The organism is Enterococcus sp. AZ089, assembly GCF_050547225.1.
GTDB lineage: Bacteria > Bacillota > Bacilli > Lactobacillales > Enterococcaceae > Enterococcus_D > Enterococcus_D entomosocium.
This window is the reverse complement of the sequence record NZ_CP172954.1, coordinates 2,858,678-2,871,224: the sequence shown is the minus strand read 5'-3', so window position 1 is coordinate 2,871,224 and position 12,547 is coordinate 2,858,678. Positions and strand designations below refer to the sequence as shown.

12 protein-coding genes are annotated in these 12,547 nt (G+C 42.4%); 10 read left to right on the top strand and 2 right to left on the bottom strand.

The genetic code is table 11. From position 1 onward, the window contains the following. The first annotated feature begins 170 nt into the window (after positions 1–170). The 5 genes from IGJ01_RS13195 to IGJ01_RS13175 all read left to right on the top strand — a co-directional run bounded on the left by IGJ01_RS13195 (position 171) and on the right by IGJ01_RS13175 (position 5,280). Positions 171–464, top strand: a complete 294-nt coding sequence (locus IGJ01_RS13195; RefSeq protein ID WP_231472762.1) for a zeta toxin family protein — start codon at positions 171–173, stop codon at positions 462–464. After that, entirely contained in the window at positions 457–624 is a 168-nt protein-coding gene (locus IGJ01_RS13190) for a hypothetical protein (RefSeq protein ID WP_005234163.1), read from the top strand. The genes IGJ01_RS13195 and IGJ01_RS13190 overlap by 8 nt, the downstream gene beginning before the upstream one ends. Before the next feature lie 407 nt (positions 625–1,031). Then, positions 1,032–2,798: a 1-deoxy-D-xylulose-5-phosphate synthase gene (locus IGJ01_RS13185; protein WP_086332650.1), complete on the top strand. Its 1,767-nt coding sequence runs from the start codon at positions 1,032–1,034 to the stop codon at positions 2,796–2,798. A gap of 290 nt (positions 2,799–3,088) precedes the next feature. After that, complete coding sequence (locus tag IGJ01_RS13180) at positions 3,089–4,267, top strand: MFS transporter (RefSeq protein ID WP_061053172.1); 1,179 nt, start codon at positions 3,089–3,091, stop codon at positions 4,265–4,267. A gap of 125 nt (positions 4,268–4,392) precedes the next feature. After that, complete coding sequence (locus IGJ01_RS13175) at positions 4,393–5,280, top strand: MurR/RpiR family transcriptional regulator (protein WP_008380734.1); 888 nt, start codon at positions 4,393–4,395, stop codon at positions 5,278–5,280. A gap of 35 nt (positions 5,281–5,315) precedes the next feature. On the opposite strand, the gene IGJ01_RS13170 is transcribed toward IGJ01_RS13175, so the two are convergent. Then, complete coding sequence (locus IGJ01_RS13170; RefSeq protein WP_008380735.1) at positions 5,316–6,137, bottom strand: MBL fold metallo-hydrolase; 822 nt, start codon at positions 6,135–6,137, stop codon at positions 5,316–5,318. A gap of 98 nt (positions 6,138–6,235) precedes the next feature. Between IGJ01_RS13170 and IGJ01_RS13165 the strand changes: the two genes are divergently transcribed. The 3 genes from IGJ01_RS13165 (at position 6,236) to IGJ01_RS13155 (ending at position 9,897) form a co-directional block, all read left to right on the top strand. Next, positions 6,236–6,391 carry a hypothetical protein gene (locus tag IGJ01_RS13165; protein ID WP_008380736.1) on the top strand — a complete coding sequence of 52 codons (156 nt, stop codon included), beginning with the start codon at positions 6,236–6,238 and terminating at the stop codon, positions 6,389–6,391. Positions 6,392–6,604: 213 nt separating this feature from the next. Continuing rightward, complete coding sequence (locus tag IGJ01_RS13160) at positions 6,605–8,461, top strand: beta-glucoside-specific PTS transporter subunit IIABC (protein ID WP_005234172.1); 1,857 nt, start codon at positions 6,605–6,607, stop codon at positions 8,459–8,461. An 11-nt stretch (positions 8,462–8,472) separates the two neighbouring features. Next, positions 8,473–9,897: a 6-phospho-beta-glucosidase gene (locus IGJ01_RS13155; RefSeq protein ID WP_430601168.1), complete on the top strand. Its 1,425-nt coding sequence runs from the start codon at positions 8,473–8,475 to the stop codon at positions 9,895–9,897. Between the two features lie 122 nt (positions 9,898–10,019). Here the strand turns inward: IGJ01_RS13155 and IGJ01_RS13150 are convergent, their stop codons facing one another. Then, positions 10,020–10,904 (bottom strand): AraC family transcriptional regulator, encoded by an 885-nt coding sequence (locus IGJ01_RS13150; RefSeq protein WP_008380738.1) that lies wholly within the window; start codon positions 10,902–10,904, stop codon positions 10,020–10,022. 132 nt (positions 10,905–11,036) lie between these two features. Here IGJ01_RS13150 and IGJ01_RS13145 point away from each other — a divergent pair, with 132 nt between their 5' ends. Both IGJ01_RS13145 and rhaM read left to right on the top strand, forming a co-directional pair. Further along, positions 11,037–12,143, top strand: coding sequence for a glycoside hydrolase family 88/105 protein (locus IGJ01_RS13145; RefSeq protein WP_081117554.1), 1,107 nt, complete (start codon positions 11,037–11,039; stop codon positions 12,141–12,143). 39 nt (positions 12,144–12,182) lie between these two features. Continuing rightward, positions 12,183–12,494 (top strand): L-rhamnose mutarotase, encoded by a 312-nt coding sequence (gene rhaM / locus IGJ01_RS13140; protein WP_061053170.1) that lies wholly within the window; start codon positions 12,183–12,185, stop codon positions 12,492–12,494. Positions 12,495–12,547 lie beyond the last annotated feature (53 nt).

Below are 12,547 nucleotides of genomic sequence, written 5' to 3'. Positions count from 1 at the left end.
TTAAGAAAAAGTTGGAAAAGCAGACTGCATGACAAATGTAGTCTGTTTTTTTGCGTATAGTTCATTAACAGAAATTTTTGCCATCTTACTTCTCGCAATAAATGATTCTTGTTTCACCCACTAAAAAAGCTGATCAAAATATTGCGCGATGCTTAAAAAAGAATTATGATGTGCTTATCTATTATATCTATCAAGATCCTTTTATTGCTTGGAATTATACGAAGCAACGTGAAAAAATAGAAGGACGCTTTGTTCCTAAAGAACATTTTATAAATGCTTTTTTTCAATCAAGATATAACTTGATTAAAATGAAGGAATTGTATAAAGAAAATGTGACCGTTAATATTTTTATAAAAGATTTTCAAAATCGCCATTCTCATACGTTGATGGCAGTTGACAATGTATCGTTCGCTTTGCCATTAACATACACAAAGGAAGAATTGGAGGAGAAGCTCAATGACTGAGAAAGAAAAAGTAGAAACAATCATGATAAAATATCATCGAAACTTCTCGATCTTACAGAAAAAGGCAACGCCTAGCGAATTGAAAACAGTTTTAAACTTTGTTGCAGAAGAATCGAACCGTAAACAGCGAGTGCTTGTTGGCTTAGAGAAAGAAGAATAAGTGGTCAATGAAAAAATTTAGGTTTCTTAAGAATGACCATTGAACAAGTAAAATCCGAGATAAGAAGCAAGCGCTTCTTATCTTTTTTTGTATCATTATGGCGGGCATGCAGTAAAGATAGGATCAAAATAGAATAAATTCACAAAAAGTGCTTGACCTAAAGTGAACTCTAGGTGGTATCTTTTTAGATAGAAGAAATGAGCAGCGATTGTTGAAACTCAAAAAATCACGATTTCCCTTTAGGATAACTTGCTATTTCTAGGTTTGACAGGAATTCTAAAAAGAGCGTCTAGCTCCGATGGCCACGTTTTTCATTCTAGAGAACGATCCACTCATTTCGATTTCGTGTCTTTTTCCTTGTGAGTAAACGCACGAATCATTCGAATATTTTTACAGGAGGTACGTACATGTTATTAGAAAAAATCAAAAGCCCCAAAGCGTTAAAAGAATTGACCAGTGGGCAACTTCAAGAACTGGTAGTAGAAGCACGAACTGCTTTATTGGAAAAAATCAGTCACCATGGGGGGCACAATGGCCCCAATCTGGGGATGGTTGAGATGACGATTGCGTTGCATAAAGTCTTTGATTCCCCCACAGATAAGCTGATTTTTGATGTGTCCCATCAGACCTATATCCATAAAATGTTGACGGGACGCGCCCATGCCTTTCTTGATGCTGCGCAGTATGATGCGGTTTCTGGTTACACGAATCCGAAAGAAAGCGAGCACGATCTCTTTACGGTCGGTCATACCTCCACGTCAGTTTCGTTGGCAAATGGTGTGGCGAAAGCCCGTGACCTAAAAAATGAAACGTATAACGTCGTTGCCGTGATTGGTGATGGTTCTCTATCAGGCGGGTTAGCGTTTGAAGGCTTGAACAATATCGTGGAATTAGGCACCAATACCATCGTGGTCCTCAACGACAATGACCAATCGATCGCAGAAAACCATGGGGGGATGTATCAGAATTTGCGAGTATTGCGGGAAACAAAGGGGCAAGCAGCAGACAATCTGTTCAAAGCGATTGGTTTTGAGTACCACTATTTGGATGAAGGAAATGACCTCGCTGCCTTGATTGCTTTATTTGAAAAAGTGAAAGATGTTGATCATCCTGTTTTATTACACATTCATACGATCAAAGGCAAAGGCTTCAAGTTTGCGGAAGAAAATCGTGAAAAGTTTCATGCAGGCGGTCCCTTTCATTTAGAAACCGGCGAATATATTTCTACTGGCGGCAATCAAGTAACGTACAATAGCTTAACGACGGATTATTTATTAGAAAAAATGGCGTCAGATCCTAAAGTCGTGGCAGTAAACGCTGGTACACCGATGCTGCTTTTTTCTCCGGAACAAAGAGAAAAAGCAGGCAAACAATTTGTAGATGTAGGTATTGCAGAAGAACATGCGGTATCGATGGTTGCTGGGTTAGCAAAAAATGGAGCAAAACCTGTCTGGGCCGTTTTTTCTACCTTTATGCAACGTAGTTTTGATCAAATTTCCCATGATTTGGCCTTAAATCATCTGCCTGGAACGATTCTGGTATATGGTGCATCGATTCACGGCATGAATGACGAGAGCCATTTGGGAATTTTTGATATTCCATTTTTGGCACATATTCCCAACCTTATTTATCTTGCGCCAACCTCTAAAGAAGAATATCTGGCAATGTTGGATTGGTCGCTGGAACAAACCAACGCACCAGTTGCGATCCGGGTACCGGTTGGACCTGTCAACGAAATGGCAGTGACAGTCTCTACTGACTACAGTGATCAAAAAAATGAAGTGACTCAAGCTGGCACGCAGGTAGCCATCGTCGGTGTTGGGAACTTTTATGCGCTAGCGGAAGAGATCGCAGAACAATTGAAAATGCAACATGGAATTACGCCAACGGTGATCAATCCTAAGTTTATTTCAGGGGTCGACAAAGAGTTGTTGGATGCTGTGGCACGATCGCACAAACTCGTTGTCACGTTGGAAGATGGCATACGAGAGGGTGGCTATGGACAAATGATTGCCAGCTACCTGGGTGATCGTGAGATTGTCGTCAAAAACTATGGCTTAGAAAAGAAATTTTATGATAATTACCGGGCAGCGGACGTTTTATCTGAACTTGGTATCACCGTTGAGACAATTACGAAAGACATTATGGAACAGTTACAGCAATCAATTCACTAAAGCATTCTGAGTAGTTACAGTCGATTTATGAAAAGCAGAAAACCTTGCAGAAAACATACTGCAAGGTTTCTTTTTTTTAGACAAACATAAATGAGTTCCAGCAATCGCCATAGAAACCTAGCAAAATACAGAAGACCAATGCTTTTCAAGCATAAAGCCCAAGCGCGTTAAGCATTGGTCAACGAGGACAATCTAGCGAATAATAAGGTAGTGAAAGGATCACTTTGTCATCTTGGGCTATTGGCTTCAGAGACAAGGAAGAAAAGGTGTTTTTAAGGAAAGGGGTAATTATGAAATTTTTTTCTATGAAGTTGTTGGCACTGCTGTCGGTGGCAATGGTTGTCTATTCGGCACCGGCGATTTCTGCCAATGTCCCAGCGATTGCGGCAAGCTTCCCAGAAGTTGATGCGGTCTACATTGGGTTACTGACCACGATTCCATCATTGTTTCTTTTACTGGGAATTTTTACTACCAGCATGATCGAAAAAAGGATCGGCAAAAAATACACAATGGTCACCGGCTTGGTCATTGTGGCGGTTTTTGGCACGCTGCCGGCATGGTATCAGGGGAGCTTTCCCGTCTTGTTTCTTTCTCGAGGGATTCTTGGCTTCGGGATCGGCTTATTCAATCGTTTGGCGATTCAAATGATTAGTTTGCTGTTTCAAAATGAGCCGCAAAAGAAAGCCAAAGCTCTTGGATTAGAAAGTGCCGTCGGTGGCTTAGGTGGTATCTTTATGACTTTGCTGGTTGGGCAGCTAGTGAAAATCAGTTGGGAAATGTCCTTCTTGGTTTATGGCTTTGCCCTGATCAGTCTCTTCTTTGTCCAGCTGTTTATTCCAAACGAAACACAGGCTGTGACTAATGAGACGTTATTGGCGAACGTCACGGTTTCAAAAGAACGGAAACAGCGATCATTCGTTCTGGGTGTGCTCTTGTTTCTAATCGTTGTCTTATTTATTAATTACAATTTACAGATCACACCATTGTTATTGGAAAAAGGAATCGGGGACGCCACTGAAGGCAGTAACATGATTGCCGCCATTGCGACGGGAGCATTTATCGCCGGCAATGCCTTTGGCTTGATATACAGTCGCCTACATCGCTGGTTGCTGCCCATTGCGGCATTGCTTGCAGGAAGCAGCGTCTATTTGACTTATCCATTGCAGACAGTGGGGCTACTCTTGGGTTGTTCTTTATTATTAGGCTTTGCCTTTCGCAGCATCATGCCTTTTTTCACCCACTTGCTGACGACTGGTGGTGAAGCAGAAGCTAAGTTTGGCACGATCGTCTCGATCGTTGCTTACAATTTAGGGGTCACGCTCGCACCCTATGCATCACGCTTGCTGATACTAGTCAGCGGCAATGAAACAGCAGGGATGCAGATGATCTTATCAGGGGGCATGCTATGTCTGATTGGTATGATCGCCCTTTTGGGAAATAAATTCTTTTTGTATTTTGAACGAGGGTAGGCATACGCTGGCGTGCTCCACGCTTTTCTGTCTTCAATTCATCACTTTCAGTGCTTTTAGATAGAAAGAAACGTGAATGAATGGGACGTGTAAAACTAACAGCAGCAATCAGAAGGGAGAACCAGATGTATCTTTTTCAAAAAATTGAAGAAGCAGCGTTTAAACAAAATGATGCAAGAAGGACGATCGGTGATTTTTTACTAGGCAATCGGGAAAAAGTCAGTGAGTATACTATGGAAGAAATCGCAAAACTGACCCATACCTCAAAGCCGACGTTAGTCCGTTTTGCAAAATATTTTGGCTTTTCCGGTTGGAAAGAATTTGTGTATGCCTTCGTGCATGAACTGGCACACTTTGATGATGGCTCAGCAACGATCGATGTGAATATCCCTTTTGGTGAGGCGGCAGACACATTAGAAATCATTGAAAACTTGGCGAACTTGCGCATGCAGACGATTAAAGAAACAGCGGCACTTATGACGGTAAAAGACCTGAATCAAGCCGCTCGACTAATCAATGGCGCTCAAAACGTTGTCATCTATGGGCGTAGTCCAAATTCGTATTTCGGGCAGCTGTTTAAACGCAACTTAAACACGATTCATAAAAAAGCCTTTGTTGCGGATACGGACGAAGCGGGCTTGATTTCCCAAACGCTGACCCCGCAGGATTGTGCCATTCTTATCTCTTATTCTGGCAATAATTCAGAGACCTATCCTATGAAAAATGTGAAAACATTGCTGAAAAATGGTGTGCCAATTATCAGTCTTACGAGTGGTGGGGACAACTATTTGCGGGACTATTCGACGATCGTCTTGACGATTGCTAGCCGAGAAAAACTATATTCTAAAATCGGAAATTTTTCCACAGAAGAATCGATTCAATTCCTTTTGACGGTTTTGTTTGCTCAGATTTTTTCCCTCGATTATCAGGAGAATATCCAAATGAAAATCAGCAACGCTCGTTATTTAGAAACGAGTCGAAGAACGACGTTTAAAGAGATGGCAGAAGAATAAAAGGACCACACCAAAAACGGTGTGGTCCTTTTTTCCTATTCTAAATTGTTGGAAGTGGTTGATTTCAATTCGATCGGCTCACCGGCAGCAACTAGACGAATCCGTTTCGGATTGACGATCCGATCGTACAAAGCTTCAGGGTCCCCATTAAAAGCATCGATATGCGGAGCATCCACTGTTCCCCAATGGGAGAGGATCAATTCAGCATGAGGATAGGTATTTGCCAGTTTCACGGCGTTCTCAAAGCCGATATGCCAAGCGTTGTCGTTAAAGTCAAATAAGATCGCATCTGGTTGAGGCATCTCTAATTGTTCTGGTAAAAGACGAGAATCGCCAGGAATCCACAAGGAACCATCCGGAGTATCGATCCAAAAGCCGCAATAGTCCTCAATTTGGAAGACACGGTCAAATTTTGTCGTCTCATTTTGCCAAAGGTGATACGCCTTTGTTAAAGAAATCTCCAAATTTTTAACGGTGAATGAATCATAGATTTCGTGACCTTGGGCAGCAACTTGAAAGTGCTCTTGCATAAGTTCGGCAACATATTTGGGTCCATGGAAGCTATCGGTAACCGGGACTAATTTTTCAATCGTCGGAATGCCGTAGTGATCATTATCTGAATGGGTGATCAATACCGCATCTAAGTGAGGGACTGCCGCCGGTTTGATTGGCAGATCGATCAGTAACGGCAGGTCAAATCCTTCTAAGACCGGATCGACCATGATACATGTACCACGGCTGTTTAGAAGAATACCGGAGTTTCCTAACCAGCGAATGATCGTTTGATCTGTTTTTTGAAAAGCTTCTTCATGAAAGAAAATCGTTTTTGGGGGTATTGCTTGTTTCGCGTTTGTCATGTTTCTTCGTTCCCTTCGCCTGTTTTTTATAAATCCAACCTAGAATAGCCGTTCATAACAGGCTAGACCAAATCGTTGATTCAGTAAGGATTGCTTCAATGGTTGGGGGAAGAAGCAGTGGTTTGATCCGTTGTTGCGGGATCATCGGGGCGCTCTTTTTCGGTTGGTGGGTCCATTACGTTGAAAAAGCCTATTATGATCGCGATAAATCAAAAGTAACACAATCATCTAGTAAATTATATCATTGTTTCTAGTGGCTTCGTCAAGGCGATGTTTGGTCTTTTAATGGAATGGATTTCGAAAAAAGAGCGGTTTTTAATGAAAAGATGAAATCCATTTCGTCTTTAGGAAAATATATTGGAAACGCTCTCTATAAATGGTACATTGCTGGCAGAAAGAACAGTATGTTATACCGGTAAGCACATACAACATAGATTTTCTTTGAAATTTATTTAGGGGTGGAATGTATGAGTGAAAATTATCAATCATTAGCAAAAAAAATCGTCCAGTATCTGGGGGGACAAGAAAATATCACGGATGCCTATCACTGTCAAACCCGATTGCGCTTTAAAGTCAATGAAGAAAAGCGTATAGATCAAGGAGAACTAGAGGCACTCGATGGGGTTGCCAAATACATCAATAACGCAGGGGTACATCAAGTCGTGATCGGAACACATGTCAAAGATGTCTATGAAGAAGTCACAAAATTGGTTTCGCTTCAATCATCAGGGGCGTCGGAACCTGGGGAGAAAAAAGGACCAGCAGCTGCAGTGATCGATTTTGTGGCAGGAACGTTTCAACCAATTATTCCCGCACTGTCCGGTGCCGGAATGGTTAAGGCAGTTTTGGCTTTATTGATCGTTTTTGATGTGATCACGGCTGATTCGCAAACCTATTACATGCTGAATCTTTTTGCAGATGGTGTTTTCTTCTTCTTACCAATGATCCTGGCCTTCACTGTGGCACAAAAATTGCGATGCAATCCGATTTTAGCGGCTTCAGTGGCTGCTATGATGATGCATCCTAATTGGGGTGCCTTGGTCACAGCAGGTGAACCCGTTCACTTTTTTGGGGTTATTCCTTTTACATTAGCAAATTATACGGGATCAGTCATTCCGATCCTGATCGTGATTTTTTTCCAATCGTATGTCGAAAAGTTTTTGAACAAAGTGATTCCAAAATCAGTGGAGCTGGTTTTTGTTCCGATGCTAACATTCTTGATAATGGGTACATTAGCCTTCTCGCTATTTGGACCGATCGGTAGTATCTTGGGTGGTTATTTGGCAACATTCTTTACCTTCTTAAGTGTCCATGCTAGCTGGGTTCCAGCGGTTTTGATTGGGGGCTTTTTGCCAATCATGGTGATGTTTGGATTGCACAATGGGATTGCTCCTTTAGGGGTGATGCAAATGGCAGAACTTGGGTATGACAGTATTTTTGGTCCAGGGGCATTGGTCTCAAACATTGCTCAAGCAACCGCAGTAGCAGTTGTCGCATTGCGTACGAAAGAGAAAAAAACTAAGCAGTTGGCGGTATCAGGGGCAATCACTGCCTACATGGGGATTACCGAACCCGCTTTATATGGCATCAATTTGCCCAAAAAATATCCGTTGGTTGCGGCAATGATTGGTGGGGCTTCTGGTGGTTTGTATGCTGGCTTGACCAATACGCATCGCTTTGCGACCGGTTCGTCTGGTCTCCCAGCAGTCTTACTATATATCGGTGATGATACGATGCGCTATTTTTGGAACATCATTATCGCATTGGTGATTGCAGCTGTGGTGAGTGGGGCCGTTACCTATGTCTTAAGTTTCAAATATGAAACAAAAGTGACAATTGATGTTCCGGAGATGAAAGCAGTAGTACTAGAAGATACCGGCTTGATCAATCCTGTACCGGGAATCGTGATTCCGTTGAATCAAGTCAAAGATGACGCATTTGCTTCTGAAGCACTCGGAAAAGGATTTGCCGTCGATGAACCCATCGGTGAAGTCATTGCGCCTTTTGATGGAAAAGTCGCTGCTGTTTTTCCTACCAAACACGCGATTGGCTTGGTTTCAGACACCGGAATCGAATTGTTGATCCATGTCGGTTTAGACACAGTGGAACTAAATGGTCAGTATTTTGATGCTTTAGTAGAAGCAGAGCAAAAAGTTACAAAAGGGCAGCGATTGCTGACGTTTGATGTACCGCAGATAAAAGCTGCAGGATATGTCACACAAGTACCGATCATCGTTACCAATACACCACAATATACCGCAGTCGAACGTGTGAAAGAAGGTTTGGTAGCTAAAGAAGAGGAAGTACTTGTGGTCAAAGTTTAGGAGGAAATAACATGGGATTATCAGATGATTTTTTATGGGGCGGTGCAACGGCTGCCAATCAAGCAGAAGGTGGTGTATTAGCAGGAGGACGTGGCTTATCAAATGTCGACCTCTTACCAACTGGTCCTGATCGCGCAAGAGTCGCTGCTGGTAAGTTGGAGATGTTAGAATGGCAGGAAGATTCTTTTTATCCAGCCCAAACGGCCATTGATATGTATCACCATTATATGGAAGATATTGCCCTTTTTGCCGAAATGGGTTTCAAAGTGTATCGGATGTCACTTTCTTGGTCAAGGATTTTTCCAAATGGCAATGACGAAGCGCCCAACGAAGAAGGACTGCTTTTTTATGAGAAAATCTTCAAAGAATTGAGAAAACATCAAATCGAGCCATTGGTCACGATTGCCCACTTCGATGTTCCGCTGCATTTGATCAAGGAATTTGGGGGCTGGAAAAATCGTCGGCTCATTGATTTCTATGTGACCTATGCGGAAACCGTCTTCCAGCGCTATCGCGGGTTGGTCAAATATTGGCTGACGATCAATGAAATCAATATTTTGCTGCATCAGCCTTTTGTAGGTGGCGGGATCGTCTTTAAAGAAGGGGACAATCGTCAAGAAATCAAATACCAAGCAGCGCATCATCAGTTAGTCGCCAGTGCCTTAGCAACCAAAAAAGCTCATGAGATCGATCCGACCAATCAAGTCGGCTGTATGCTGGCTGGCGGCAGTCATTATCCTTATACTTGCCGACCTGAAGATTACCAAGAAGCAATCAATCGTGATCGCGAAGGCTATTTCTTTATCGATGTGCAAGCCCGAGGCAAATACCCCAATTATGCCTTGAAAAAATTTGAGCGAGAAGGCTTAACGATCAAAATGACACCTGAAGACGAGGCGATTTTAGCGGCTTCTCCTGTTGATTTTGTCAGTTTTTCTTATTACTGTTCGCGAACGGTCAGTGCCCATCCAGAAGACTATGCGCAAGCGACCGGGAATCTCTTTCCATCAATTAAAAATGAACATCTACCATCGACTGAGTGGGGGTGGCAGATTGATCCGTTAGGACTGAGAAATTCATTGAATCAATTGTATGATCGCTATCAAAAACCGTTGTTTATCGTAGAAAATGGGTTAGGGGCGATCGATACCCCTGATGAGAACGGGTTTGTCGCAGACGATTATCGGATCAACTATTTAAAAAAACATATTCAAGCCTTCAAAGATGCGGTGATGATCGATGGCGTGGAACTACTTGGTTATACTACTTGGGGTTGTATTGATCTTGTAGCAGCCAGTACCGGTCAAATGAGTAAACGCTATGGCTTTATCTATGTGGATCGAGATGATCAAGGCAACGGCACCTTGAAACGAACCAAGAAAAAATCCTTTGAGTGGTATAAAAAAGTGATCGCTTCAAATGGGGAAGTTTTATAGCATACAAAAAGAATGACACATTTCCTCGTGTCATTCTTTTTGTATTGTGTCATCTAACATCAGGAAAGGGAAGCAGCAACTCTTTTTTCACGAGCCAATGATTGGCGCTTTGCAACGGCTTGCTATTTTTTCCCTGCAAAATGCGTAAAACGGACAAACTGATTTTGGGCTTCTTCTTGTAAAAATTCTTTTGGTGTCAGCTGAAATTCTTGTTTAAAGCAGCGTAAAAAATGGGTATAGGAGTTGAAGCCGCAAGCTTCGAACGTGGCGGTGGCGCTTCTGGTTTTACGTAAAATTTCTTTGCTCTTTAAGAGTCGTTTCTTTACCACATAGGCATGAAAGGCGACGCCAGTTTCTTTTTTGAAGGTCCTTGAAAGCGAGTATGGGCTCATGAAAAGGGCTTTGGCGACGGTCTCTAAGGAGAGATCAGCGGTCAAATGCTGATTGATATAGGTAATAGCAGCCAAAATGTCTTTATTTTTATAGAGTGAGTCGGATAAAAATAGCGGTTCTTTTTCCTGATAGGCAATCGTATTGATGGAAATCAAAAACGCAATCAAATGATTTTGATAAAGTAAGTCGGTGCCATAATTGCTATCCGTTTTTTTGCGTAAAGGACGCAATAGCTGGTCTAGTTGGTCGGCATCGATCGATAAAATACGACTGTTGATGCCGCCGTTGCTACGAAAACAGGCAGTGAGATCTGTTTGGGTAGTGGAGAGGGCAGCGAGATAACTAGGATTGATATACAGGTAGGTTCGCTCGAAAAAATCAGAAGTTTGATGAACGATTCGATGCAAGACGTTTGGAGGAATCAAGATGATCGTACCAGGTTCTAGAGGGAATTCTCCGCCATCGATAAAGAAGACCGCTGATCCTTTTAAGGTACAGTGAATCTCATAAAAACTATGGTAATGATAAAGGGTATTGTTTTCTTCTACGATGTCTTTGATATGAAAGGCCTCAAAACGATCGTTGATCATCGTATCCGCACTTTGCTTCTCCATGATTGGCTCCTTTCGTACTCGTTTGTTTTTATCATACAAGAATAGATAGTAAAGTGTCAATAACTGCTATTTTTGTGTAAATGTAAGCGTGTTACGATCAATCTATCAAAGAGAAATGAGAGGATGAACCCAATGGTGATTTTAGAACAGTTATTTGTGGAAAAACGTGTTGTAGAAGAAAAAATTGATCGCATGATCGAAAATTTAACGACGATCAAGGATGATAATGGCGAATTTCTATTAGACTTTGACGGCTTGATCGTTGATGATAAAAGCTGGGGGATTTGGAACTGGCCGCAAGGGGTGGGACTATACGGCATTTATAAAAACTACCAAATCACCAAAAATCCCAAAGCGCTCCAAGTTGTGGAAGAATGGTTTGAGCAGCGGATGTTAGAAGGCGCGCCGCCTAAAAATGTCAACACGATGGCGCCGCTTTTGGCAATGGCGTATCTTTATGAAGACACCAAAGATTCTCGTTACTTGCCGTACCTTGAACAATGGGCGGAATGGGTCATGCATGATATGCCGCGAACCGATGAAAATGGTCTGCAGCATGCGACCTATGGACCAGAAAATCGCAACCAGCTTTGGGACGATACCTTGATGATGACCGCTTTGCCTTTGGCGAAAATTGGCATGTTGCTGAATCGTCCGGCCTATATCGAAGAAGCAAAACAACAATTTATGATCCATATCAAATACTTAGTTGATAAAAAAACTGGTCTTTGGTTCCACGGCTGGACCTTTGAAGAACGCCACAATTATGCGCAAGCGCTTTGGGCAAGAGGCAACTGCTGGATCACCATTGCGATTCCTGAGATCATTGACATTCTCGACTTGCAAGAAGGAGATGCGTTACGAGGCTTCTTGATCAATACCCTCTTAGACCAACTAGCTGCCTTGCAAGAAATGCAAGATGAAAGTGGTTTGTGGCACACCTTGTTAGATGATCCTAGCTCGTATGTGGAGGCTTCTGCGACGGCTGGTTTTGCCTATGGGATTTTAAAAGCCGTTCATAAGCGTTACATTGACAAAGCTTGGGAAGATGTTGCCTATAAAGCGTTAGCCGGTTTGATCGAACAAGTCGCAGAAGATGGAGAAGTCCAAAATGTTTCCATCGGTACTGGAATGGGAGAAGACTTGGCGTACTACAAAAACATCGCGATTACAGCAATGCCTTACGGGCAATCACTGACAGTTTTAGCATTTACTGAACTATTGGTTTCATTTTGTTAAGTTAAACACCTTACGTAATAAAGAGAGGAGCAGACAAAGATGATCAAAAAAGCGATTCGGATGAAGCTACATCCTGGTTATGAAGCAGAATATGAAAAACGGCATCGCGAACTATGGCCAGAACTAAAAGAGCAGCTCATAGCACACGGGGCGAAAAGCTACCAGATTTTCTTAGATCCAGAAAGCCTTGCGTTGTTTGGCTACCTTGAGATTGAAGATGAAACCCGCTGGCAGCAGTTAGCGGCAACCGAGATCAACCAAAAATGGTGGCAGTACATGGCAGAACTTATGGAAACAAATCCGGATGATTCGCCAGTGACACAGGAGTTAAAGGAAGTCTTTACGCTGTAAGCTAGACAAAAATGTTTATTTCTTAAAACGAACACGGTCGCATCAATTGTTTG